Origin of the sequence: Lactococcus sp. dk101, from assembly GCF_009601055.1 — a bacterium.
Lineage (GTDB): Bacteria > Bacillota > Bacilli > Lactobacillales > Streptococcaceae > Lactococcus.
On the sequence record NZ_WITI01000001.1, the window covers coordinates 164448 to 190681 of the forward strand.

The window sequence follows — 26234 nt, forward strand, 5'->3', positions numbered from 1 at the left end:
TCAGCATAACAAATGGGGTTAACAAATGTTAATGGTAGAGAAACACTTGCATGGCAGTTATAAGTAGTAAATGGACTACGAGCTTTTGAGATAATCTATGATTACTAGTCGATTTGTAAAATAATTATCTTTATTTTCATGCAAAATTTTGACAAAAAGTTAGAATAAGGCTATAATTTTTAAGTAATATCAAATTGCGAAATAAGAAATTTCGCTAATAGAAAGAGGTCTCACATGACAATTATTCTTAATTCTCTTGGAGCTATCGCCATTGGTCTTGCCGCACTTGGTGCAGCAATCGGTGACGGACTCATCGTTTCAAACTTCCTACAAGCGGTTGCTCGCCAACCTGAACTTGAAGGAAAATTACGTGGTTCTATGTTCATGGGTATTGCCTTCGTCGAAGGTACATTCTTTATCGCCCTTGCGATGGCTTTCCTTTTCAAGTAAGAATTTGTTCTCAACGAATGATTAACTAGAAAGGGGATGGAATATGGAATCAACTTGGACCTTCAATATTGGCCCGATTGCATTTGACGGCACTGTCACAGTAATGACTGCTGTCACAATTCTAATCGTCTTTGGTCTAATATTCTGGGCTAGCCGCAATATGCAGCTAAAACCTTCAGGTAAACAAAATGTTCTTGAGTGGACAGTTGATTTTGTCAATGGTATCGGAAAAGATATGCTTGGCAGTAAAGAATCACCTCGTTTTTCACTTTTGAGTTTTACCCTGTTCTCATTCCTTATTGTTGCTAACTCGATTGGTTTGGTTACAAAATTGAGTACTACAAATGATGTATCCCTCTGGAAGTCCCCAACTGCAAATGCTACTGTGGACTTGACTTTGGCCGTAATCGTTGTGGTGCTTTCCAACGTTTTAGGGGTTCAAAAATTTGGCTTTGGAAAATACATAAAAGTCGCATTTTGGAAAGATCCTAAAGCTTTACTTCCAATGAATATTTTGGAAGAATTCACGAATACACTCTCTCTTGGACTTCGTCTTTACGGAAATATTTTCGCTGGCGAAATCATGCTTGGACTGATTGCAGGAATGATTTCCGCATCAGCTTTCATGTATCCAATCGCGATAATTCTTGAAATTGTTTGGATTGCTTTCTCACTTTTTATCTCAGCCCTTCAGGCCTATGTCTTTGTCTTATTGACAAACTTGTACATCAGCCACAAAATCTTAGAAGAAGAATAGGAGTAGAATATGTTTACATTATTAGAAACTGCTCCGAACACCGTTATTGGTAACGTGATCGTTGCGAGCGGAGCGTTTATTATCTTGTTGGTTTTGCTTCGTGTCTTTGCATGGAAACAAATCACAGGAATTTTTGAACAACGTGCGAAAAAGATCTCTGACGATATTGATTCTGCTGAAGAATCAAAAGTTGAAGCAGCCAAATTGGTTGCCCAAAGAGAAAATGAACTCGCTGGCTCAAAAGCAGAAGCAGCAAATATTATTCAAACAGCTAATGATACTGCGACTCAAAACCGCAATAAAATCGTAGCTGCAGCAAATGAAGAAGCTGCCAATACAAAAAAACGTGCACAAGGTGAAATTGAACAAGAACGCAAAGAAGCGCTCAACTCAGTTAAAGGTGATGTGGCTAATATTTCAGTCAAAATCGCTGAAAAACTGATTGGTCAATCACTTGATCCTCAAGCACAAACTGAATTGATTGACACTTATCTCGCTAAAATAGGAGAATAAGATGACAAAATTAAATTCACAAAAATACAGTAAAGCCCTTCTTGAGGTCGCAAAAGAACAAGACAAGGTAAATGAAATTTTGAATGAAGTGTCAGAGCTGACAAAGCTTTTTGACGGTTCAAATTTGAAAACTTTCTTTGCAAGTGATGTCTATTCTTTTAAAGTAAAATCTCAAGTTATTGAAACACTTAATCAATCTGCATCTGAATTGATGCGCAATTTTTTAAACACTATTCGAGCAAATGGACGGATCGCTGATTTATATGAAATCTTGACTGAAGTCAAAAATTTGGCGGATGACCTGTTTAAAATCGCTGATGTCGAAGTGGTCACAAGCGTGGCATTAACTGAGACACAAGTCGAAAAGATGCGTCAGCTTGCCCAAGCAAAATTTGATTTGAACACCGTTAATATCATCAATCGAATTGACGAAAAAATCATTGGTGGCTTTGTGATTAACTCTCGCGGAAAAATTATTGATGCTTCAATTAAGACTCAACTTGCGAAAATCGCGCAAGAAATATTGTAAGAAAGGAGTAAATCTTTGGCAATCAATGCAAATGAAATCAGCTCGCTGATTAAACAACAAATTGAAAATTTTACACCAGATTTCGAAGTTGCTGAAACTGGTGTCGTTACCTATGTTGGTGACGGTATCGCCCGTGCTTACGGTCTTGAAAATGCAATGAGTGGTGAACTTGTTGAATTTTCAAATGGCGTGTTTGGTATGGCGCAAAACCTTGATGCTACTGACGTTGGTATCATTGTACTCGGTGACTTCCTCTCAATTCGTGAAGGAGACACTGTAAAACGTACAGGTAAAATCATGGAAGTTCAAGTGGGTGAAGAACTCATCGGACGTGTCGTAAACGCACTTGGACAACCAGTTGATGGACTTGGTGAAATCAATACTGGTAAAACTCGTCCTGTCGAAGCAAAAGCTCCTGGTGTTATGCAACGTAAATCCGTTTTCGAACCCCTTCAAACTGGTTTGAAAGCCATTGACGCCCTCGTTCCAATCGGACGTGGACAACGTGAATTGATTATCGGGGACCGTCAAACAGGGAAGACATCAGTTGCAATCGATGCAATTTTGAACCAAAAAGGTCAAAATATGATTTGTATCTACGTGGCAATCGGACAAAAAGAATCTACTGTTCGTACACAAGTAGAAACACTCAAAAAATACGGTGCAATGGATTATACCATTGTCGTAACAGCATCTGCTTCACAACCTTCTCCATTGCTTTATATCGCTCCTTATGCTGGTGCAGCAATGGGTGAAGAATTCATGTATAATGGTAAACACGTTTTGGTCGTTTATGATGACTTATCAAAACAAGCCGTTGCTTATCGTGAACTCTCACTCTTGCTCCGCCGTCCACCAGGACGTGAAGCATACCCAGGTGACGTTTTCTATCTCCATAGCCGTCTTTTGGAACGTGCTGCTAAACTTTCTGATGATCTTGGTGGTGGTTCAATGACTGCTTTGCCATTCATCGAAACGCAAGCAGGAGACATCTCAGCTTATATCGCGACAAACGTTATCTCAATCACGGACGGACAAATTTTCCTTGAAAATGATTTGTTCTATTCAGGTGTTCGCCCTGCCATCGACGCAGGTTCATCTGTATCCCGTGTTGGTGGTGCTGCACAAATCAAAGCCATGAAGAAAGTTGCTGGTACTTTACGTCTTGACCTTGCGTCATATCGTGAACTCGAAGCCTTTACTCAATTTGGTTCTGATTTGGACGCTTCAACACAAGCCAAATTAAATCGTGGGAAACGTACTGTTGAAGTGTTGAAACAACCATTGCACAAACCATTGGCTGTTGAAAAACAAGTCTTAATCTTGTACGCTTTGACACACGGCTTCTTGGATGATGTTCCAGTTGAAGACATTCTTGATTTTGAATCAAAAATGTCTGACTTCTTCGATGCAAATTATGCTGACTTGTTAAATGTCATCACAGAAACAAAAGATTTGCCAGAAACTGACAAATTGGACGAAGCAATCAAAGCATTTAAAAACACAACAAATTACAATAAGTAAAGGGGGTTAGTTGTGACACTGTCAGAGCTGACAAGTCTAAATCGCAGCGCTGACAGCATCACATAAGTACAAATATGCCAGCTTCACTTAACGAAATTAAAACAAAAATCGCATCAACTAAAAAGACCAGTCAGATTACAGGTGCCATGCAAATGGTCTCTGCAGCAAAATTGCAAAAATCTGAAAGTCATGCTAAAAAATATCAAATTTATGCGTCGAAAGTTCGACAAGTAACCGTTGATTTGATTGCTCATGATAAAGGCCCTTCAAAAAACCCAATGCTCTTGAAAAGACCAGTAATAAAGAAAAAAGGTTACTTGGTCATTACATCAGACCGTGGGCTTGTTGGAGGCTATAACGCAAATATTTTGAAATCCGTTATGTCAGAGCTGATGAAAGAAAAGGACGAAGACTCATTTTCTGTCATGGCACTTGGTGGAATGGGCGCTGACTTTTTCAAAGCTCGTGGGATTAAAGTCGCTTACGAATTGAGAAATTTGTCAGACCAACCTTCATTTGACGAAGTCAGACATATTGTTTCAGAAGCCGTTGACCTTTATCAAGCCGAAGAATTCGATGAATTGTATGTTTGCTACAATCACCATGTCAATTCTTTGGTTAGTCAAGTTCGCATGGAAAAAATGTTGCCCATCAGTTTTGACACTGTTGAGGAAACACCTTCAAAAGCGGAAACTTTATTTGAATATGAACCAGACCGTGACAATATTTTAAATCAATTATTGCCACAATATGCTGAAAGCATGATTTATGGCTCAATTGTTGATGCCAAAACGGCAGAACACGCTGCAGGTATGGCAGCAATGCGTACCGCTACCGACAATGCGCACAATGTCATTAACGATTTAACAATTCAATACAACCGTGCCCGTCAAGCTGCAATCACGCAAGAAATTACGGAAATTGTAGCAGGAGCCGCAGCGCTTTAAGGAAAAATAAGCTGTCACTATGTTGACAAAGCGCGTGAGCGCTACCTCGAGAATTTTTCTAGTAGTGAGAATACCAACAGCTTTGCTGTTGAGTATTCCGCGCAGTGGGAAATCATCTCGTAGTCAGTCCTTACAGATGTGAAGACTCCAAAGGAGACAAGCAAGCTGTTAGAACTGTCACGAGAAAGTTCCCCGAGCATTCACTACTAGAAATATTTCTCAAAAAAAAAGATTAAAAATAAAACAAGGAGGAAATACATTGAGTTCTGGTAAAATTACTCAGGTTATCGGTCCCGTCGTTGATGTGGAATTCCCTAGCGACGCAAAATTGCCTGAGATTAATAATGCCCTCGTCGTTTATAAAAACGTCGATGGTCTTAAAACGAAAATCGTGCTAGAAGTTGCGCTTGAACTTGGTGACGGTGCAGTTCGTACCATTGCCATGGAATCAACTGACGGCTTGACTCGTGGACTCGAAGTCCTCGACACTGGAAAACCAATTTCAGTTCCCGTCGGAAAAGAAACACTTGGACGTGTGTTCAATGTTCTCGGAGATACGATTGACCCAGGCGAAAATTTTGCAGCGGATGCAGAACGTAGCCCAATTCATAAAAAAGCACCAACATTCGATGAATTATCAACAGCTAACGAAATTCTCGTAACTGGGATTAAAGTTATCGACTTGCTTGCCCCTTATCTTAAAGGTGGTAAAGTTGGACTTTTCGGTGGTGCCGGTGTTGGTAAAACCGTTCTTATCCAAGAATTGATTCACAATATCGCTCAAGAACACGGTGGGATTTCAGTATTTACCGGTGTTGGAGAACGTACACGTGAAGGAAATGACCTTTACTTCGAAATGAAAGAATCAGGCGTTTTAGCTAAAACAGCCATGGTCTTTGGTCAGATGAATGAACCACCTGGAGCACGTATGCGTGTTGCTTTGACTGGTTTGACACTTGCCGAATATTTCCGTGATGTTGAAGGACAAGATGTCTTGCTCTTTATCGACAACATCTTCCGTTTCACGCAAGCCGGATCAGAAGTATCAGCCCTTTTGGGTCGTATGCCTTCTGCCGTTGGTTACCAACCAACACTTGCAACTGAAATGGGACAACTTCAAGAACGGATCACATCAACTAAAAAAGGTTCTGTTACTTCAATCCAAGCCATTTACGTCCCTGCCGATGACTATACTGACCCAGCGCCAGCTACAGCCTTCGCCCATTTGGACGCAACAACAAACTTGGAACGTCGCTTGACTCAACAAGGGATTTATCCTGCCGTTGACCCATTGGCATCATCATCTCGTGCATTGACACCTGAAATTGTCGGTGAAGAACACTATGCTGTTGCGATGGAAGTTCAACGTGTCCTTCAACGTTATAAAGAATTGCAAGACATTATCGCCATTCTTGGGATGGACGAATTGTCTGATGATGAAAAAGTATTGGTTGGACGTGCGCGTCGTATCCAATTCTTCCTTTCACAAAACTTCAACGTTGCTGAAACATTTACTGGTATTCCAGGTTCTTATGTTCCTGTTGAAAAGACAGTGGAAGACTTTAAAGCTATTCTTGATGGTAAATATGACTCACTCCCTGAAGATGCCTTTCGTGGCGTAGGTCCTATTGAAGACGTCATTGAAAAAGCTAAAAAGATGGGATTTTAATCAATGAACTGTCCAAAAGGACAGAAAATTGATACTCATTTGTCTTTGAAAGTTTACTTTCAACAGTGACGGAAAACTTGACTTGAGAGAGCATATTGGAGGAAAAATGGCTGAAGATTTAGAAGAAATGACAGTTCAAGTCATTACACCTGATGGCCTTGTTTACGATCACCATGGCCTCTTTGTCTTGGCTCGCACAACTGGTGGGGAAATGGGGATTTTACCTCACATGATTTCTACCATTGCGGCTCTGGAAATTGATGAATTGAAAATTCGTCGTCCAGAAGACAAAAAAGGGAAAGTTGATTATGTAGCAGTAAATGGCGGAATTATCGAGATTAGTCATAATTTGGTTACGATAATTGCTGACTCTGCTGAACGTGAACGTGACATTGACGTTTCTCGTGCTGAACGTGCTAAAATCCGTGCAGAACGTGAAATCGAAAAAGCGAAAGCTGCTTCCAAAGTTGATGACGTTAAACGTGCAGAAGTTTCACTTCATCGTGCTTTAAATCGCTTGAATGTTGCAAAACATCTTTAATTGATACTGCAAAAGAAAATTCTATGATTTGTTCATAGGATTTTTTGTTTCTTAGACTATACATTGCACAAATGTTGCATTCATGATAAAATGATTAAGTAAAACAAAAAGAACGAGAAAGGTGGGAAATGGATTCAAAAGCTTTTAAAAATTTACTGTTTGAGCTCAATCGACTCGAACAAAAAGTTCATCAAATGGATGACTTGAAACGTGAATTAGCGATAGAAGTTGATCGACAAATCAATCGGAAAGCGACAATCCTTTCCGGCCTTTTTTCCGTTCTTTTAATTTATGTGTATTCAGTGGAGTTTTCAACACTCTTCAAAGATGAAGCCATTCATGTCTCATTTTTTGCTTCTTTTTTGCAAATGTTTCTGATTGGCTTTATTGCTTGGGGCTTCGGCTTGTTTTTAAAAGTTGTCTTTACTGAGCTTTGGTCGAAAGATAAAATTCCAGGTGGAAGGAAATCAATCACTGCACATACAAAGGCCAAATTCGCTGCAAAAGAAAAAGTCATTTTGATTGAGATTGATCACATCTTATCCCAAGAATTGATTGTGGATTCACACTTGCCGTATCAATATTTGAATACGAGAAGTTTGAACTATTTGATTGATGTGTCAAATCAGCAGGAATTGGACTCGGTTGATGCGGCCATCCAATTGTTAGAATTGGAAATAAGAAATCCGAAGGCACATCGTTATTTATTGCCGGATGAAAATTTGATTACCTATGCCAAACGAATGACTGCTTTGCAACTCAATAAATAAAAAATAAATTAGACTAGTGGAAAGGCAGATTATGCCATTATTATCACTCATTGTTCCTTGTTTTAACGAGGAAGAAGGGTTGCCCGAATTTTTTAAACGGACAGAAAAAATCCATGCTCAACTTGGAATAGATTTTGAATATTACTTTGTCAATGACGGCTCAACTGACCGAACGCTACAGGTTTTGAGGCAGATGGTAGCTGAAAACAAAGACGTGCATTATCTTTCTTTGTCCAGAAATTTTGGGAAGGAAGCTGCAATGCTTGCTGGATTAGAAGCGTCAAGCGGGGATTTTGTCACCATTTTAGATGCCGACTTACAAGATCCACCCGAACTTTTGCTTGAGATGTTTGAAAAAATCCAAGCTGAAGATGTGGACTGTGTTGCAGCCAAAAGGACGGATCGTTCTGGAGAACCGGTCATCATTTCCCTTTTTTCACGGCTGTTTTATAAGCTCATCAACAAAATGACTCAAACGCCAATCATTGATGGGGTAAGAGATTTCCGCTTGATGACACGACAGATGACCGATGCGATTTTGAGTTTGACCGAGACCAACCGTTTCTCAAAAGGCTTGTTCACATGGGTCGGATTTCAGACCGAATATGTCGAATTTGCCAATGAAAAGCGGACAACTGGCGAAAGTAAATGGAACTTTTCATCTAAAGTTCGTTATGCGATTGACGGCATTGTCAACTTTAGTGAGGCACCTTTAGATTTTGTGACATATAGCGGACTTTCAATGGTTGTCATGACTTTGTTAGCCATTATTGTGTTGATTATCCGTCAACTCTTTTTCCATCGGTCTGTCTCAGGTTGGACGTCGATGGTTGTAATTATGCTATTTTGCTTTGGTTTTACTTTGCTAACCTTGGGCGTGATTGGAAAATACATCAGTACCTTATTTTTGGAAGTCAAAAAGCGTCCGATCTATATTATTAAAGAGAAAAAATAGCCTTTTTTATATGTATATAATATTTCAAAACGAAACTATTGTAACAAAACAAAAATAATGATAAAATATGAGTATTGGAAAAGTTATCTTAGAAAGGAGAATGCGATGACAAAAAGAAAAATAAATCACTGGTTTGGAAATAATAAATTTGTTTATCCACTCCTTTTACTCTTTACGGTGGCTGTCAGTCTTGGCTTATTTTCACAATCTGTGCGTGCAGAAGAAGTCAGTTCAACTGCCAATCGTTTGGAAGCTGGCTCGACATTTACTGTCAAGGATCCTTTTACACATTGGACAGATCCAAGTCTGTGGCATAATTATGGCAGCACAATTGATACATCAGACGGTTCTTATTCGTCGATTTTGGTCAATAATCAGGCTTCATCGGTTGGTTATGCCTTTTTGGAAAATGATGTGGATATGACAAAGAGTTTTGACTTATCAGGTCAATTCTCTTTTAAAGCTCATTCGGGGACGGATCCATTTAAAGCTGGCGATGCACTTGGCTTTATTTTGACGCCGGAAACTTTTGATAAAATTCAAGCGAACCGTGCTAATGCAGCAGGTTCAAACATTGGGATTGGTGGACTTTCCCAGTCGGTCTTTGCGGGACGTGATTTATTCCAAAACCGGTTGGTAGATAGCTTAGGTACAGGTGCGATTGATAGTGCCTCAAATGACATCTCCATTCGACAAACGGATGCGACTGGTGCGTTGATTTGGACAAATTATGCTAATCTTTCAGTTCCAGATACTGGCAATCAAGACTATCAGGTCTCAAATGTAATGACCATGAATTGGCAACCAGAAACTGTCAGTGCTGACAAGACTCAAGTGACGGGACAGTTGACCTACACTATCTCATCAGCAACTGCGGCCACTCAAACCATTAGCCAAACGCTGACACTTTCTAGAACAATGAAAATTGGTGTTGTCGGTGGGACAGGCGGAAATTATGGCTGGCTCAAGTTGGATTATTTTGTTGAACCAACACGTGTCTTAAATCAAGCAACCGTTCGTTATCTTGATGTAGATAGTCAAGAAGAAATCGCGACAGCTTCAACAATCAATGCTTATGAAGGTGATGTTTTATCTGTTAATTTAACAGAAGATGAAGCAATGCGCGCAGAAGGATATGGCTTTGTTGCACCAACACTAGCAGATTATCGTTTTGTATCTTCAGAGAAAATGGTCATGAATGCGACTGGAAGCAATCTTATCACTGTTTATTACAAAAAAATTCCAGATTCGACAGTCAGTTTTGATTTTGCTTGGACGGATAAAGATAATACAGCAGCATTGCCACAGACGATTGTATTGACAGGACGTCCTGAAGCGACGATAACAGCGCCAGAGCTTACTTTAGCTGATGGTATCAGCATTTCATCTGTTGTCAGCGCTGACGGCACAAGCTACGCTTCTATAGCCGAAGCGATTGCAGCTTATCCGCTCTTTAAAGAAAATGAAAATCCTCATTTTACCATCAATTTACAAAAAGCCGCTGAACCTAGCCCAATGCTACCTGCCATTGATGACGTGACGTCAACACCAATAACACCTTCAAATACAGACGATTCAGATGAAACAGCTCAAACAAATTCTACATCGCCACATGGTTTGATTGACCAGATTGAGTCGATAAATCCAATCTCAGCAGAGCAACATCCACTCCTTGCCTTCATTCCAGCTTTGTTTTCTCCAAAAGTGACACAAGAAAGTCAAGAGAAGAAAACAGCTACTGCTGCACCAATAGCCGTAAATGATACTGAAGAAGCATCCGATGCTAAATCAAATAAGAAGCGTACGGGTGTTGATAAGGAAGCTTATTTGCTCAAGGTAAGATTAATTGGAACGAGTGGAATCGTTGCTGGTGGAGCTTCGTCAGCGGCCCTCCTTTTCTTCCTTAAAAAATGGATTTTATTCTTGAGAAAGTAAAAGTTTGAATTGTATATAAAATAATAAAATATATTACAAAAAGTCAGCATTCTGGCTTTTTTTGTGTTAAAATAGAGCCATTATTTCCTTAGAAATAAGAATGAATTGAGATTGGAGATTTTATTATGCGTAAAGTAGGAATTATTGGTTTGGGTCATGTTGGCGCGACAGTTGCTGTAAATATCGTTCAAGGTGGTTTTGCTGATGAATTGATTTTGATTGACAAAAAGCCTGAAGTGGCTGAAGCCGAAGCGATTGATTTGCAAGATTCATTGGCTCTGCAGGCATTTCACACCAAAGTTTATACCGGTAGCTATGCTGATTTGGCAGATGCGGACATTGTCTTGTCAACTTTGGGGCATATTGAAGCACTCAAGCCGGGTGGAGACCGCTTCACTGAACTTCGATTGAATGCTGAAGAAATCAAACAAGTGTCCGAGGACTTGAATGCGTCTGGTTTTAAAGGAATTTTGATTGCAACGACCAATCCTAATGATGTGATTGTTGATATGTACGCCAAGTATTTAAACTTGCCTAACCAACGAATTTTGGGGACAGGGACTTATTTGGATACGGCACGTATGAAACGGCAAGTGGCTGGACATTTAGGCTTAGACCCCCGTTCTATTGAGGGATATTCGCTTGGCGAACATGGCAATTCACAATTTGTCGCCTGGTCAACAGTCCGTGTTGGTGGGCGTCCCTTTACCGAAATCGCGGCTGAAAAAAATTTAGACTTAGATCAGATTGAAGAAGCTGCGCGTCAAGGTGGCTTTGCGGTCTTTAACACCAAGCATTATACGAATGTTGCCATTGCAGCAGCAACGGTTGGTTTGATGAATTTGGTTTTCTCAGATGCTAAAAATGTAGCGATTTGTTCACATTATGATGAAAAATTTGTCTCATATATTTCGACACCGGCTTTGATTGGTAAAGCTGGTGTGGAGGCATTGATTGATTTGCCACTAACTGCTGAAGAACAAGTGAAACTCCAAGCATCAGCAAATGAAATTCAAGATAAAATTAAATTATTTGGATAAGAAAAACCCTGTCAGTACTGACAGAGGGGTTCTATTTTTTTTATAAAAAGTCGGTATAAGTCATCGATTGAGCCATTTACATCTGTTTTTGAGAAATAAATCGCATCATCAAAGCCATTGATTTTAATCTCAAAACCTGTCATTATTCTTCCGTGATATAAATGCCCCTTCACATCGGTGACATCATGCCATAAGAAAGGCCCCCTTTCGTTCTTAGTATCAGGTAAATAGACGAAATAGTTTTTGTCATTGTAGAGGATAAATTTGCTTCCTTTTTTAATCCAACGCAGAATGCAATACACAGTGTATACAGCGAAATTTATTGTGAAAAAGTAATTTGCGATAACTAGAGAAAGTGTTATTACGATGACTGAAATGAAGATACCGAGAAATGAGCTAAACTTAACTTTAGATGGGACATATCCGCCATCATTTGAATTTTTTTCAATCATCAAAAATCCTCTTTCTTGTATAAATTAACTCTATTATAGCTTTTTCTGGTGGAAAATACATTTTGTAAAATAAGAAAAACCCTGTCAGTACTGACAGGGTTTTTAATTAAGCATTTAAAACTTTTGATAAGAAATCTTGCAAACGTGGATGTTTTGGATGATCAAAAAGTTCTTCCGGTGTGCCGTCTTCAAGGATAACACCGCCATCTGTGAAAATGACGCGGTTGGCAACTTCACGGGCAAAGCCCATTTCGTGAGTCACAATCAACATGGTCATACCTTTGCCAGCCAAATCTTGCATAACTGCAAGAACGTCACCGACCATTTCAGGATCAAGCGCAGACGTTGGTTCATCAAAGAGCATGACATTTGGATCCATGGCAAGCGCGCGAGCAATGGCTACACGTTGTTTTTGTCCACCTGAAAGCATGGCTGGCATGGCATCTTTTTTGTCCATCAGACCAACAGTTTCAAGCAATTTGATTGCTTTGGCTTCAGCTTCAGCTTTGGTCATTTTCTTCAGCTCAACAGGAGCATAAGTGATGTTTTGAAGGACGGTCATGTTTGGAAAAAGGTTGAAATGTTGGAAAACCATTCCGACATTTTGACGGACCAAATTCAAGTTGGTATTTTTGTCTGTCAAGTTGTAACCGTCAATGATGATGTCGCCAGATGTAGCAGTTTCAAGTCCATTTAATGTCCGAAGGAAAGTTGATTTACCAGAACCAGAAGGGCCGATGATACAAACAACATCGCCTTTATTAAATTTTGTTGAAATACCTTTTAAAACTTCATTTTTTCCATAGTATTTATGCAGGCTGTTGACTTCAATTTGTGTTTTTGTCATTCTATTTTTTCCTCCTTGTTCTTATTTCAATTTCTTTTCGACGTAACGGCCGAGCCACATGATAATCAAGAGAATTACCATGTAAATCACACCGATAATTCCATAAACGCGGAAGGCTTGGAAGTTACGGGCAACGATGATTTGTCCTGTTTGGAGTAATTCAACCAAACCGATAACAGAAACAAGTGTGGTATCTTTTGTTGTGATGACAAATTGGTTAATCAAACTTGGAATCGTGATTTTAACCGCTTGTGGCAAGATGACTTTACGCATGGTTTTCACATAAGGAATACCAAGTGAGCGAGAAGCTTCCATTTGGCCGACAGGAACGGCTTTGACACCGCCACGGACGATTTCAGCAATGTATGATGACTCGTTGAGTGTCAAGGCAATGACACCCGCTGTGAACTCGTTGAGTGGCGATTGATGACCAGTAATCATTTGAATCAAGTTTGGAATACCATAGAAAAGGAAAATGGTCAAAACAAGGAGTGGCAATGAACGGTTAACGTCCACATAGACACGTGAAATTCCACGTAATGTTTTACTTGGAGAAACTGAGAAGAGTCCGAAGATGATTCCGACAATCAAAGCTAAAACAAATGAAATAAGTGCTAATTCAATCGTAACTTTAAGTCCATTAAGGATTTGTGACCAGTTGTTTTGAATAATTCCCCAAACGGTTGTTTCATCAACAGTAGAAGTTTCAGTCGTATCTGTACCAGTTGAGAGGTATTTTGCAACGATTTCATCGTATTGACCATTGGCACGAAGTTGTGCTAAACCGTCGTTAAACATTTGGATAAGTTCAGGATTTTGTCCTTTTTTAACAGCAAATCCATATTGACCATCGGCAATTCCCTTAAGTGGTGTTTTGATTTGTTTGCCTTGTTTGATGGCATATTGAATGACAGGTTCATCATCCATGACAGCTTTGATTGAGCCATTGTCAAGTGATGAATACATGGTCGTTGCATCAGTGAAAGCTTTGAGTGTAAAGCCATATTTTGAAGCATTTTTACTCAAATAATCATAAGAAGCAGTTCCGTTTTTAGCACCAACGGTTTTCCCTTTGAGGTCATCCCATGACTTGATGCTGTCGTCAGTCTTGGCGACACCCAATGTCAGATTAGCTGAGAAGTAGGCATCTGAGTAATCAAATACTTTTTTACGGGCGTCAGTAATGGTCATTCCTGACATCATTCCGTCAGCATGGCCAGCTTGGACAGAGTCAACGGCCGATTGGAAACCGATGAAGTTCCATTTGATTGTAAAGCCTTGATTTTTGGCAATGGCATTGAGCAAATCAACGTCAATACCTGTGTATTTTTTATCTGTGCCTTGGAATTCGAAAGGTGCAAAACTGTTATCTGAAGCAATCGTGTAAGTTGCTTTTTTTGGTGTTGCTTTTTTTGTTGTTCCGATGTAATTGGCTAAAATCTTGTCATAAGTACCGTCAGCTTTCATGGCTGTGAAAGCTTTGTTGAAGCCGTCAACAAGGTTTTGGTTCTTACCTTTCATGACCGCAAATCCATAGCCACCCGGCATTGAAATTGAAGGCATGTTGATGGCCAAATCTTGACCTTGTTTGATGGCGTAAGAGATGACAGGATAGTCGTCCATAGCCCCAACAATATTTCCTGCACTTAAAGCAGCATACATGTGCGTGCCATCAGAATAAGTTTTGATGGTATAGCCATACTTTTTCTGATTGTCTTGAAGCCAAGTTTGTGATGCAGTTCCATTTTTGGCACCGACTGCTTTTCCTTTTAATTCAGAAAATGATGTAATTTTTGTGGCTTGCGTTGTTGCGATTGTCAGCGCTGACGTGTAGTAAGGTTCTGAAAAATCGAAAGTTTTCTTACGTTCATCAGTGATTGACATTCCGGCGATAACACCGTCGACTTGTCCACCTTGCAAGTTTTGAAGTGCGGCATCAAAACCTGGAAAGCTCATTTCGAGTTTCCAATCATTACGCTTAGCGACCTCTTTCATGATGTCAACGTCGATACCCGACCATTGTTTATTTGAATCTTGGAATTCAAAAGGTGCATAAGAATTGTCACTTGCAATTTTGACAGTTGTTGAAGCATGTGCTGAACTCGCAGAAATTGAAAATCCAGTGAAGATGGCTAATAAAGTAGCCAATGATAATAAGAACTTTTTCATTTATTCCCCCTATTTTTATATTGGAATATTATATCACAAAAGCTGATGATTTCCAATAGGATATGTGAGAAGATATAACATGAACCAATCAATAAATGACATTATTTGAATTTCTCATCAATAGATTAGAAATACTCAGAGCTTGCAGAAAGTGTTTGTATAAAGCGTTGAATTAGTGTAAAATTAAAAAAGTGGAAGTCCACTAAATCAATAGTAGAAAACTAGGATATTAAAAAAATGTTTATAAATCTTTCAATCTTTGGCTTTTTTAATGATTGGATGACCAATTTTGCGCAAATGCCAAATGGACACATTTGGATTTACGTTTTGCTGGGCGCCATCATTTTCATTGAAACAGGCCTTGTCGTCTTCCCCTTTTTACCGGGAGATTCGATTTTGTTCTTTGTCGGCTCACTTGCTGCCATGTCCAATGGAAAACTTTCATTGCTTTGGTTGATTGTGACTATGGGAGCGATTGCCTTTGTAGCTAATCTGCTGAATTATGAGATTGGCCGTCGCTTTGGCGATGTTATTCCCAAACATCCCAAACTGAATCGTTTTTTGAAACCTGAATACATGGAAGAAGCACATCAGTTCTTTAAAAAATGGGGCGCTTGGGCTATTTTCCTGGGCCGTTTTATGCCAATCATTCGGACAGTTGTTCCTTTTACAGCAGGCGCTGGAAAAATGCCACATAAAAAATTCATCTTTTTCAACTTGATTGGTGGATTTGCATGGGTAATCGTTGCTTTGGGTGCCGGTTATCTGTTTGGTCAAGTGCCATTTATTAAGAAGAACTTTGAGTTGGTCATGATTGCCATCGTCATCGTCTCACTCTTGCCAGCATTGATTGGTGTTGCAAAACGCTTTTTTGCAGGAAAAAAAGCATAAGTTTTATCTTACAAAATGAAATCGATGTTAGAAAAGTGTATAATAGTATTTACAACTTATAAGACAAGTGTAAATGCTATTTTTTTACCATAAGAACGAGGAAGATGACGTGGAAATTTCAGGTTATACTAAAATGGCAGCAGTCGTTGCGCGGCCAATTCAACATTCTTTGTCGCCATTTATTCACAACGCTGCTTTTCAAAAGACGAAAACAGACGCTGTTTATTTGGCTTGGGAGGTCTCCGATGAAGATTTGCCTGCCATGATTAACAATGTCAAAAAATTAAAAATGTTAGGACTCAATCTGTCCATGCCCTTTAAACAAGCAGCCATGCCTTACATGGACGATTTGACGCAGGAGGCAAAACTGATTGGTGCCATTAACACTGTGGCCTATAAAGAGGGAAAATTGATTGGACATAATACTGACGGAGCTGGATTTTTTAAGGCTTTAGAGCAGCATGATTTTTCCATCGCCAATCAATCCATTGTCATTTTAGGAGGCGGTGGTGCAGCCATTGCGATTATGGCACAAGCGGCCTTATTAGGTGCGTCAAAAATTACTGTGTTTGCACGCCGCTCCCCCTCTTTCGCACCACTTGAAGAACGAATTGCGCAGCTGTCAGCGCTGACAGGTCAAAAGATTGATTTGTTTGAGCTTCCGTCAGTTGATAGGGATACTCAAGATCCAGCAGTTGTACATTTTCAAGAGGCCGTCAGCCAGACGGATCTTCTTGTCAATGCGACTTCGGTGGGCATGGACGGTGTTAGCCTTCCCTTATCCAATAAAATCAAGCTCAACCGAAAGACCATCGTGGTTGATGTCATCTACAAGGTGATGGAAACGCCTTTTTTGGTATGGGCTGCGGCGCAGGGCAATCAAACCTATAACGGTCTTGGCATGCTCTTGTATCAAGCTGCAGAGAGTTTTAAACTCTGGACGGGAAAAACCCTGCCTTGTGAAGAAATTAAAAATGAATTAAAAAAGAAGCTCGAATTGCTCTAATTTTAAAGGAAAATGTGATGAAATTAAAAATCGAATTAGAAACACACCCTTACGAATTGAACATTGAAAAGAACAGTCTGAAACATATCGGACAATGGGTGTCAAGCCTTTGGAAAAAACAAAAAATTGTCTTGATTTCGGATACCAATGTCTTTCCATTGTATGGCAAGCAGGTAGAGGACGCATTGACGCTAGATGGATTTGAGGTTACAAGTTTCGTTTTTGAAGCGGGCGAAGCCAGTAAAAATTTGGCTACAGCGGAGTTGGCTTGGGACTTTTGTGCGCAAGAAAATCTAACACGAACGGATGGCATTATTGCACTTGGTGGTGGTGTTGTAGGCGATTTGGCGGCATTTGTTGCCTCAACTTATATGCGAGGCATTCATTTTTTACAGGTGCCGACCAGTTTAACAGCACAAGTGGACAGCTCAATTGGTGGAAAAACAGCAGTAAATTCGAAACGTGCCAAAAACATGATTGGGACATTTGCTCAGCCAGACGGTGTTTTGATTGATCCATTGGTGCTCAATAGCTTGGGCGACCGCGAATTTAAGGAAGGCCTTGGTGAAGTCATCAAGTGCGCCTTGATTGGCGATACGGAACTATGGCAGTTGCTTGATGCGACCGAAAATGCCGACTTGCTCCGAGAAAAATATGCCGAAGAAATCATTTTCCATTCTTGTCAGGTCAAGCGCAATGTTGTCATCGCTGACGAACATGACAATGGTGTCCGTCTTTATCTGAATTTTGGCCATACCATTGGTCATGCGATTGAGGCTACTTCTGGTTATGGCAAGGTCATGCATGGTGAGGCAGTTGGAATTGGCATGGTTCAAATTACTAAAATTGCTGAAGAAAAAGGTCACTCACCAAAAGGTCTAAGCCAAAAAATTTCCGAGATGTTGGAAAAATTCGGACTTCCGCTTACTTACCAACCTTGGAATGAAGCAGAGCTTTATCAAGCATTGCTCCATGATAAAAAAGGCCGCGGTAAACAAATCAAAATTGTCCTTGTACCAGAAATTGGTCAGGCAGAAATTCATGTCATTGAATTTGAAGAAATGAAAGATTATTTAAAAAAATGAATGTAGAACTTAAGAAAAATCCGCCCAAAATGTTTGATGAACAGTCCTTTAAAGTGTTTGAAATTGATGGCCTAGACGCAAGAATGACAGCAATTAGAGCAGAAATTCAACCGATTTTTCAGGCCTGTGGGGAGAAGTTCTTGTCAGTACTGACAGCAAAATATCCCACGCAAGATTTTTTCTTACACATCGCACAACACCGCAGAAGAACGGCCAATGCGCCGGAAAATACCTGGTCGGCAATTTCGACCAAACCGCGTGGTTATAAAATGGAAGCTCATTTTCAGTTGGGGATTTGGGGAGATTATGTCTTCATGTATTTGTCCATGATTGACCAGCCAAAAGATCAAAAAAAATACGCTGAAGCATTGAAAAATGTGAAATTGCCACAATCGTTTGTTGTTTCTAAAGACCATACGAAAGCTGAATTTTTCCCAAATACTGAATTTTCAGCGGCCAGAGAACGCTTTGGCAAAATTAAAAAAGCAGAACTTGAATTTGGACGGATCTGGGAAAAGTCACGTTTTGACGGTCAACAAAATGAGAAAATTTGGTCAGAAATGTTAGAGACGCTCGACCAATTACTTCCGATTTATGAGAAGTTGATGAAGGAATGAGAACCAAAGGAGAAATAAATGAGATATTTTACAGCTGGTGAATCACACGGGCCACGTTTGACGGCCATTATTGAGGGCGTTCCTGCTGGTTTGCCTTTGCTTGCCGAGGACATCAATGTTGAATTAAAACGCCGTCAAGGTGGTTATGGGCGCGGTGGCCGCATGAAAATCGAATCTGACCAAGTCGAAATCACGAGTGGTGTGCGACATGGAAAGACGATTGGAAGTCCAATTACCTTGTCGGTCATCAATCGAGATTTCAAAAATTGGCAACAAATTATGGCAGCCGAAGAAGTGGATGAAAAAGTCAAAAAGCAACGCCGTTTGACCAAACCACGCCCTGGCCATGCAGATTTGGTTGGTGGCATGAAATACGATTTTGATGATTTACGAAATGTTCTTGAGCGTTCAAGTGCGCGTGAAACGACCATGCGCGTGGCTGTTGGAGCTGTAGCTAAAAAATTGCTGCATGAACTCGGAATTGAAATTGCGAATCATGTGGTAAATTTCGGTGGTTTTGACCTGTCGTCAGCACTGACAGAACCCATGAGCGTTGACCAAATTAAAGAGACGGCAGGACAAAATGATTTGTCTGTTGTTGATTTGGCAAAAGCAGATGAGATTAGGACTTATATTGATGACATTAAAAAAGCCGGCGATACAATCGGTGGAATTGTCGAAGTTCGTGTGGAAAATGTTCCAGCGGGACTAGGCTCTTATGTCCAATTTGATCGCAAGCTGGACGGAAAAATTGCCGCCACCGTTGTTTCAATCAATGCATTTAAAGGAGTCGAATTTGGCCTTGGCTTTGAAGCAGGTAAGCTGAAAGGTTCTCAGGTTATGGACGAAATTGTTTGGAGTGAGACAGATGGTTATAGCCGAAAAAGCGATCGTTTGGGGGGCTTTGAAGGTGGCATGACCAATGGACAACAAATTATTGTTCGTGGGGTCATGAAGCCCATTCCGACCCTTTACAAGCCATTGATGTCAGTTGATACCCAAACGCACGAGCCTTATAAGGCCTCAGTGGAACGCTCTGATCCAACGGCCTTGCCGGCTGCCGGCGTGGTTATGGAAAATGTGGTTGCCACAGTTTTGGCACAAGAAATATGTGAGAAATTCCCGTCAGATAATTTTGCTGAACTTCTGTCAGCACTGACAAGCTATCAAAAACGATTGGAAGAATATTAAAATGAACCCCGATGAAAATCAAATCAAAGTCGTTGTCAATAAAAGAGAAACCATGATTTTTGACGACATGTTACAATGTAATCAATTTATCGACAGTTTTACCATCGATTTTGCGGATAACATTATTTTTGGTGCGCCGAAAGACCTACACCCTGATTTTGTTCAAATGTCCATCATTTTTTATAACCCATATCAAGAAAAGCCCAATGGACAAGAAGTGGTTCTGCTTGATGTTGATATGCCAAAGAAAAACTAGTTTAAACTGGTTTTTTTATTTTATTACAATATTGTAAGTTTGAAAGTTTCCCTTGCTGATATAATAAAAGTATAAAGAAATACACAAAGAAAAGAGGGAGAAAAATGAAAAAAATACTCATTGGTCTTGTAGCATTGCTTGCCATCTTGATGGGCGCGGGTTTTATGTGGTATCAGTCAAATTACGGCGGTCAAGCTTATTATGTCCAAATCAAAGCAGACGGAAAAGAAATTACCGACCTGACGAGTGACGGAGAAAAAATGAAACGTTACGAATATCAACAAATAGGTTATAGTGATAAAGGAGCAGCACAAAGCTTTACTTACACTGCCAGTCACAATTTGAAACAAAAGGCCTATCTTAAAATAACTTACAACAAATCCAAAGGCGTAACCAGTTGGAATGAAGTCCAAGCGGACAAAGTTCCTAAATTAGCACGCGACAAAATAAAAGCAGAATAAAAAGTTGATAATCACGAGGAGGGAAAAAATGACCTTATTTCAATTAAATTTAGCCTTATTAACACTGACTTTCGTTTTAGTTTCAATCATGATGTCATGTGTCTCGTACAGTATAACTCAAGTAAAAAAAAGACTAGCCAAAGAAAAGGAAGAGCAAAATGTTATTAGAAGTTCGTCATATAAAGAAAGTATTTAAAACACGATTTTCCAAAGAAGAAACAACAGCGCTTGTAGATATTGATTTCAGCGTGGAAAAAGGGGAATTCATCGCTATCATGGGAGAGTCGGGTTCAGGGAAAACGACCCTGCTCAATATTTTATCCACACTAGAAAAGCCTACTCAAGGCAAAGTTTTGCTAAAGGGAGAAGAAATAACAGCCATCAAAGACAAGGATATTTCAGCTTTTAGGCGTCAACATCTCGGCTTCGTCTTTCAAGATTTCAACCTTTTAGATACCCTGAATGTTCGTGATAATATTTATCTTCCTTTGGTACTTTCCAAAGAAAAGTTACCTGAGATGAAAAAGAGGCTCGATTTACTTGCGCCTAAGCTGAATATCGTTGACTTATTGGATAAACAGCCTTTTGAATTATCAGGCGGTCAAAAACAGCGTGTTGCAGCAGCGCGTGCATTGATTAGCCATCCTGATTTGGTCTTGGCTGATGAGCCGACGGCGGCGCTTGATTTCAAAAATTCGGAAAAATTACTGGATTTGTTTGAAGAAATCAATCAAATAGGACAAACCATTATTATGGTGACTCACTCCAGCTTAGCTGCTAGCCATGCGAAACGCGTGCTATTTATCAAAGACGGTGTTTTATATCACCAACTTTATCGAGCAGAAAAAAGCGCACAAGAATTTGCTAAAGAGATTACCATGTCGATGACGGCCTTTCTAGGAGCGCCAGAACAAGAGGATCATGAAGGAGAGGGGCATGCTTAGTTTAAAACTTGCGGCGCGTAACATTCGAAAAGACATGAAAAGCTTTGGCCCATTTCTAATCGCCTGCTTGACCATGTTCGTCATGCTCTTTGTAGCAGCTTCGATTGCCTTTTCACCATCGGTCACCAAATTGCCATTTGCAGGTGCTGTCGTTGGACAGTTGATGATTTTGGCCCTCGTTGTCTTGGCTATTTTTGGAGCAATGATTTTGATTTATTCTTATCGTTTTCTCCAACTGCAACGGTCACGTGAATTTGGACTTTACGATATTTTAGGATTTGGTAAAGAAAAAATTGCACTGGTTTCATTTTATGAACTCCTGATGATTTATCTGATTACTCTGGTGTTTGGTAGCGTGATTGGGATTGCTTTTTCCAAATTCTCATTCTTAATTTTTGTTAATATCATCGGTGGAAAGACTTTTAATTTGGTCATCAATCCCGTCAGTTATCTTGTGGTTGCAGCAATTTTCCTCGTTTTCTTTCTTTTGCTTTTGATTATTGGTTGTTTCATCATTTGGAAATCATCAAGTCTTGATCTCTTGAGAGAAGCCAGCAAAGGTGAGAAAGAACCGAAAAGCAATATCATTTTCGCTCTCTTAGGGATTGTTTTACTGGCTGTTGGTTATTACATGGCCGTTTCAGTTGAAAATCCAGTAAAAGCGTTGAGTCAATTTTTCATTGCGGTTATTCTGGTCATCTTTGGGACTTACTTTTTCTATGTGAGTTTTACCGTTTGGTATTTGAAACGCAAGAAAAAACGGGCCTCTTACTACCAACCAAATAACTTCATCACGACAAGTTCAATGCTTTATCGGATGAAAGCCAATGCTGTCGGCCTTGCAAACATCACGATTTTACTTTCGATGGCCATTGTTACAATGGTGGTAACCGTTGGTATCTTTTTCGGAACGGAACACTCGCTTACCAAACAGTATCCGATGGAAGCACAAGCCGTTGCTTACAATATGTCAAAAGAAGCACTGGCAAATAAAATCGAAAGCGTCTCAAATGAAAAGCAAATCCCTATTGAAGATTTGAAAGTTATTGAGACGCAATCTAATTTGATAGTTGGCACACAGACAAAGGACAAAACGCTTGCGGTTGAAAAATGGAACGCAAATGCGAACCAAATCAATTTTTCGATTGTCAGCCGTGACGATTTGGTCAAACTTGGCAATTCAGTCCCTGAATTGACCAATCAACAGCTTCTTGTTTATACGATTTCAGGTAAGGAGGCCGCTTTTAATCAGTTAGACTGGTATGGAAAGAATTACCAGGTTGACCGACTAAAGACGCTCAAAAACTATCCACTTCAATCCACATTTATGGATACAATTTTGATTGTCAGCAATGACGATAAAACATTGAAAGAGATGTCGCAGGCTTATAATGAAACCATTGATGGTTCAAAACTGCTTCAAACCGTTGCCTTATTTGAGATTGCACCAACAAAAGCGGATACTTTTGGTCTGGCCTTGGCGAAGAACACGTCTAATTTGTCTATGTATTCGCGTACGGAAGTACTCAAGAGCGCTAAGAGCGTGATTGCAGGATTTGTTTTCATCGGCTTTATCTTGGGCATCAGCTTTATTTTGGGGGCAGCTTTGATTATCTATTACAAGCAGCTTTCAGAAGGCAGTCAGGACAAACGCTCGTTCAAGATTTTACAAGAAGTTGGCCTGTCCAAAACAGAAGTTCAAAAGACAATCAAATCACAAGTTCGAATGCTCTTCTTTTTACCGATTGTTGTTTCGATTATCCACTTTGGCTTTGCATACATCATGATTAGTAAAATCATCGAAGCCTTTGGTATCACTGATACAGTACTGGTTGCTTGGGTCAGTATAGGGACGATTTTAATCATCGCCATATTGTACTATCTGATTTACAAATTAACTTCACGGGTTTATTATAAGATTGTGGAGCGCTAAAAAGAGTCTGTCAGTACTGACAGCTTTTTTATTTTTAGAATATTTTGATAAAAAACGTTATAATTGTTAAAACGAATAGAAAGAAGAGAAATCATGGATAAAATATTTATTGTTGAGGATGACGAGGCCATCGTGAAATCAATTAAATTAGCATTAAAAGATGAGTTTTCTGTGAGAAGTGTCTCCAATTTCCGTGCGGTCAAACAAGAAATATTAGAATTTGAAGCCGACCTTGTCCTAATGGATATCGGATTACCCTTCTATAGTGGCTTTTATTGGACGACTGAATTGCGTAAAATAACTCATCTTCCAATCATTTTTATCTCATCTTCCTCGGACGATATGAACCAAATCACAGCCATGAACCAAGGGGCAGATGATTTTGTAACGAAACCTTTTTCGCTGTCGCTTTTGCGGGCAAAAATTAAAGCCTTATTGAGACGTTCCTACGCTTTTGCAGGCAGTGAAAAGCTTGATTTTTTGGAGTTCTCACTGTCGGAAAATATTGTCAGTACTGACAAGCAACAAATCGAGCTGACCACTTCTGAAAATAAAATTTTGATGCTGCTTTTTCGAAAAAAAGGCGAAGTGGTCAGCAAAGAAAGCATTTTGCAAGAGCTTTGGCAGACCGATGAGTTCATCGATGTCAACACTCTCAATGTCAAAATGACGCGTTTAAGAAAAAAAGTTAGCGAAATTGGACTGGATCAGCATATTGTAACGAAACGGGGGGCCGGATATGTATTGGCGTAGCTTTTTAAAGGCAAAACTGCCACAGATCAGTGTTTTTTGCTTAATTTTGGTCATTTACATCATCAATTTTTTACTCTGGGATTTGCCACTGATTGCCTTTTTTAACTGTAGTTTGCTGGCGCTACTCGTTTTCATTATTTACTTATTGTTTTCTTATTCACGTTGGAAAAATGCGCAAATTAAGCTTTCTGATTTGGAAAAAGAGAATGAAGATTTAAAGCAGAGTCTGGATGAGCAAAGTAGAATAACGCAAGACTTTACAGATGTTATTCGGGTTTGGTCACATCAGATGAAAGTGCCACTTTCTGCTATTGATTTGATGTCACAAACTCAAGTTGATGAGAATGAACTTAAAAACCAAGTTTTTTTATTAGAAAATTATTTGAAAATTTTGCTGGAATATCAACGAATAACCAATCTTTCAACTGATTTTAAATTTGAAAAATTTTCAGTTTCAGAGCTTTCAAAAAAAATCATCAAGAAATACAGCCATTTTTTCATACAAAAAGGCTTAACCATTCGTTTTGAGATACAAAATGACTGGTTTGTCAGTACTGACAAACGTTGGTTTGAACTTGCATTAGAGCAATTTATCAACAATGCCGTAAAATATACTAAAACTGGTGGCGTGACCATTGTGATTGAGCCAGGTCGGATTGAAATTCAAGATACTGGAATAGGTATTCTGGCCGAAGACTTGCCCCGTTTATTTGAGCATGGTTTTACAGGATTTAACGGCAGAATTCAACAAAAATCAACAGGACTTGGCTTGTATTTGGCGAGACTGATTTTAGAAAAGCTGGATTTTTCCGCTCAAATTCAATCTGAGATTGATAGTGGAACGCAGGTTTCAATCGTCAAAAATCAATAACAAATGAGAAAAGATGCTTCAAAAATCTTTTAAATGATAAGAAAAGAAGAATAAGATGAAAAAAGTGATGATTATAGGTCTGGGACTAATTGGGAGTTCCATGGCATTAGCAATTCGAAGGGAATATTCAGCGGTTGAAATTTATGGGATTGACACAGAAGCAACGGCAACTTTTGCCTTAAATGAGGGCATCATTCAAGCAAAAGCGAGTTTGGAAGATGCCAGTCAGATGGACTTTATTCTTTTGGCAACCCCGATTGATGTGACTTTAAAGTTAATGGATGACTTGTCACAGCTGACATTTTCTCATTCTGTCCTCATTTCAGATACCTGTTCAACGAAAAATGAAATTATGATGAAGGCAAAAGAAGTTTTTTCTGATAAAAATGTGAAATTTATTGGGGGGCATCCCATGGCAGGTTCTCATAAATCTGGTGTTCATGCGGCGGATGTCAATTTGTTTGAAAATGCCTATTATGTCTTGACTGAAGAAAATCAAGACCTGCAAGAGCTTCTTTGCGGTTTGCATGCCAAATTTATCATTGTTGACGCAAAAGAACATGATCAAGTCGCAAGTCAAGTTTCACATTTTCCTCACATCATAGCCTCATCTTTAGTTCAACAATCCAATCAATATGCCAAACAGCACCCATTGGTCAAACATCTGGCAGCTGGTGGTTTTCGAGACATGACACGAATTGCTGAGGCAAATAGTCGCATGTGGACTTCTGTTTTACTGTCTAATTCTAAAGAGATTTTTGAGCGAATCAACGACTACAAACAGCAATTAGATCACGTTTCGCACATCATTAGCCAAAAAGATGAATCTGCCATAAGAAAATTCTTTGATTCTGGCAAAAAAATGAGACAAGAAATGGAAATCTTGAAAGGCCGAGGTGCCATTCCAAATTTTTACGATTTGTACCTGTCTGTTCCGGATGAAAAAGGCGTTGTGTTACGTGTGTTGGCACTCCTACAAGACATTTCCATCACCAATATCAAAATCAATGAAGAAAATCGTGAAGATATTCATGGGCAACTTCAGATTAGTTTCAAATCAGCAAATGACTTAGAAAAGGCTAAGGAAATTATTAGAGTAGCGACTGATTTTACGATTGGAGATTAGAA

27 protein-coding genes are annotated in these 26234 nt (G+C 39.5%); 24 read left to right on the forward strand and 3 right to left on the reverse strand.

Annotated elements, in window-relative coordinates; translation table 11 throughout:
* Nucleotides 1–234: 234 nt before the first annotated feature.
* The 12 genes from GHI45_RS00845 to GHI45_RS00900 all read left to right on the forward strand — a co-directional run bounded on the left by GHI45_RS00845 (nt 235) and on the right by GHI45_RS00900 (nt 11630).
* Entirely contained in the window at nt 235–450 is a 216-nt protein-coding gene (locus GHI45_RS00845; RefSeq protein WP_147779263.1) for a F0F1 ATP synthase subunit C, read from the forward strand.
* Nucleotides 451–493: 43 nt separating this feature from the next.
* Nucleotides 494–1207 (forward strand): F0F1 ATP synthase subunit A, encoded by a 714-nt coding sequence (gene atpB, locus GHI45_RS00850; protein WP_147779264.1) that lies wholly within the window; start codon nt 494–496, stop codon nt 1205–1207.
* Between the two features lie 9 nt (nt 1208–1216).
* The gene (atpF, locus tag GHI45_RS00855; protein WP_147779265.1) at nt 1217–1720 is read left to right on the forward strand and encodes a F0F1 ATP synthase subunit B; all 504 of its coding nucleotides are present in this window, start codon (nt 1217–1219) and stop codon (nt 1718–1720) included.
* A gap of 1 nt (nt 1721) precedes the next feature.
* Nucleotides 1722–2249, forward strand: coding sequence for a F0F1 ATP synthase subunit delta (locus tag GHI45_RS00860; protein ID WP_147779266.1), 528 nt, complete (start codon nt 1722–1724; stop codon nt 2247–2249).
* Nucleotides 2250–2264: 15 nt separating this feature from the next.
* The gene (gene atpA, locus GHI45_RS00865) at nt 2265–3773 is read left to right on the forward strand and encodes a F0F1 ATP synthase subunit alpha (RefSeq protein ID WP_147779267.1); all 1509 of its coding nucleotides are present in this window, start codon (nt 2265–2267) and stop codon (nt 3771–3773) included.
* Between the two features lie 74 nt (nt 3774–3847).
* The gene (locus GHI45_RS00870) at nt 3848–4720 is read left to right on the forward strand and encodes a F0F1 ATP synthase subunit gamma (RefSeq protein WP_147779268.1); all 873 of its coding nucleotides are present in this window, start codon (nt 3848–3850) and stop codon (nt 4718–4720) included.
* 259 nt (nt 4721–4979) lie between these two features.
* Entirely contained in the window at nt 4980–6389 is a 1410-nt protein-coding gene (gene atpD, locus GHI45_RS00875; RefSeq protein ID WP_147779269.1) for a F0F1 ATP synthase subunit beta, read from the forward strand.
* A 106-nt stretch (nt 6390–6495) separates the two neighbouring features.
* On the forward strand, nt 6496–6930 hold the full coding sequence (locus tag GHI45_RS00880; protein ID WP_147779270.1) for a F0F1 ATP synthase subunit epsilon: 435 nt from the start codon (nt 6496–6498) through the stop codon (nt 6928–6930).
* Nucleotides 6931–7058: 128 nt separating this feature from the next.
* Nucleotides 7059–7700 (forward strand): hypothetical protein, encoded by a 642-nt coding sequence (locus tag GHI45_RS00885; RefSeq protein WP_147779271.1) that lies wholly within the window; start codon nt 7059–7061, stop codon nt 7698–7700.
* A gap of 31 nt (nt 7701–7731) precedes the next feature.
* Entirely contained in the window at nt 7732–8655 is a 924-nt protein-coding gene (locus GHI45_RS00890; protein ID WP_147779272.1) for a glycosyltransferase family 2 protein, read from the forward strand.
* A 105-nt stretch (nt 8656–8760) separates the two neighbouring features.
* Entirely contained in the window at nt 8761–10590 is a 1830-nt protein-coding gene (locus GHI45_RS00895; RefSeq protein WP_147779273.1) for a hypothetical protein, read from the forward strand.
* A gap of 125 nt (nt 10591–10715) precedes the next feature.
* Nucleotides 10716–11630, forward strand: a complete 915-nt coding sequence (locus tag GHI45_RS00900; protein WP_147779274.1) for an L-lactate dehydrogenase — start codon at nt 10716–10718, stop codon at nt 11628–11630.
* Between the two features lie 11 nt (nt 11631–11641).
* Here GHI45_RS00900 and GHI45_RS00905 read toward each other — a convergent pair whose 3' ends face one another.
* The 3 genes from GHI45_RS00905 to GHI45_RS00915 form a co-directional block, all read right to left on the reverse strand.
* Complete coding sequence (locus GHI45_RS00905; RefSeq protein WP_147779275.1) at nt 11642–12082, reverse strand: hypothetical protein; 441 nt, start codon at nt 12080–12082, stop codon at nt 11642–11644.
* Nucleotides 12083–12188: 106 nt separating this feature from the next.
* Nucleotides 12189–12929, reverse strand: a complete 741-nt coding sequence (locus tag GHI45_RS00910; RefSeq protein ID WP_147779276.1) for an amino acid ABC transporter ATP-binding protein — start codon at nt 12927–12929, stop codon at nt 12189–12191.
* A gap of 21 nt (nt 12930–12950) precedes the next feature.
* Entirely contained in the window at nt 12951–15098 is a 2148-nt protein-coding gene (locus GHI45_RS00915; RefSeq protein ID WP_147779277.1) for an amino acid ABC transporter substrate-binding protein/permease, read from the reverse strand.
* A 237-nt stretch (nt 15099–15335) separates the two neighbouring features.
* Here GHI45_RS00915 and GHI45_RS00920 point away from each other — a divergent pair, with 237 nt between their 5' ends.
* The 12 genes from GHI45_RS00920 to GHI45_RS00975 all read left to right on the forward strand — a co-directional run bounded on the left by GHI45_RS00920 (nt 15336) and on the right by GHI45_RS00975 (nt 26232).
* Nucleotides 15336–15989: a VTT domain-containing protein gene (locus GHI45_RS00920; RefSeq protein ID WP_147779278.1), complete on the forward strand. Its 654-nt coding sequence runs from the start codon at nt 15336–15338 to the stop codon at nt 15987–15989.
* Nucleotides 15990–16098: 109 nt separating this feature from the next.
* Nucleotides 16099–16995, forward strand: coding sequence for a shikimate dehydrogenase (gene aroE / locus GHI45_RS00925; RefSeq protein WP_147779279.1), 897 nt, complete (start codon nt 16099–16101; stop codon nt 16993–16995).
* Nucleotides 16996–17012: 17 nt separating this feature from the next.
* The gene (gene aroB, locus GHI45_RS00930) at nt 17013–18080 is read left to right on the forward strand and encodes a 3-dehydroquinate synthase (protein ID WP_147779280.1); all 1068 of its coding nucleotides are present in this window, start codon (nt 17013–17015) and stop codon (nt 18078–18080) included.
* 29 nt (nt 18081–18109) lie between these two features.
* The gene (locus tag GHI45_RS00935) at nt 18110–18697 is read left to right on the forward strand and encodes a DUF1054 family protein (RefSeq protein WP_147779457.1); all 588 of its coding nucleotides are present in this window, start codon (nt 18110–18112) and stop codon (nt 18695–18697) included.
* Nucleotides 18698–18715: 18 nt separating this feature from the next.
* Nucleotides 18716–19888 (forward strand): chorismate synthase, encoded by a 1173-nt coding sequence (gene aroC / locus GHI45_RS00940; protein ID WP_147779281.1) that lies wholly within the window; start codon nt 18716–18718, stop codon nt 19886–19888.
* Between the two features lies 1 nt (nt 19889).
* Nucleotides 19890–20144 (forward strand): hypothetical protein, encoded by a 255-nt coding sequence (locus GHI45_RS00945; RefSeq protein WP_147779282.1) that lies wholly within the window; start codon nt 19890–19892, stop codon nt 20142–20144.
* Between the two features lie 104 nt (nt 20145–20248).
* A complete protein-coding gene (locus GHI45_RS00950) occupies nt 20249–20605 on the forward strand; it encodes a YxeA family protein (protein ID WP_147779283.1) in 357 nt (118 codons plus the stop codon).
* 158 nt (nt 20606–20763) lie between these two features.
* The gene (locus tag GHI45_RS00955; RefSeq protein WP_147779284.1) at nt 20764–21549 is read left to right on the forward strand and encodes an ABC transporter ATP-binding protein; all 786 of its coding nucleotides are present in this window, start codon (nt 20764–20766) and stop codon (nt 21547–21549) included.
* Nucleotides 21542–23482: an ABC transporter permease gene (locus GHI45_RS00960; RefSeq protein WP_147779285.1), complete on the forward strand. Its 1941-nt coding sequence runs from the start codon at nt 21542–21544 to the stop codon at nt 23480–23482. The genes GHI45_RS00955 and GHI45_RS00960 overlap by 8 nt, the downstream gene beginning before the upstream one ends.
* A gap of 93 nt (nt 23483–23575) precedes the next feature.
* Nucleotides 23576–24235: a response regulator transcription factor gene (locus GHI45_RS00965; protein WP_147779286.1), complete on the forward strand. Its 660-nt coding sequence runs from the start codon at nt 23576–23578 to the stop codon at nt 24233–24235.
* Nucleotides 24222–25106 (forward strand): HAMP domain-containing sensor histidine kinase, encoded by an 885-nt coding sequence (locus tag GHI45_RS00970; RefSeq protein ID WP_147779287.1) that lies wholly within the window; start codon nt 24222–24224, stop codon nt 25104–25106. Before GHI45_RS00965 ends, GHI45_RS00970 begins: the two co-directional genes overlap by 14 nt.
* 55 nt (nt 25107–25161) lie before the next feature.
* A complete protein-coding gene (locus GHI45_RS00975; RefSeq protein WP_147779288.1) occupies nt 25162–26232 on the forward strand; it encodes a prephenate dehydrogenase in 1071 nt (356 codons plus the stop codon).
* The last annotated feature ends 2 nt before the right edge of the window (nt 26233–26234 follow it).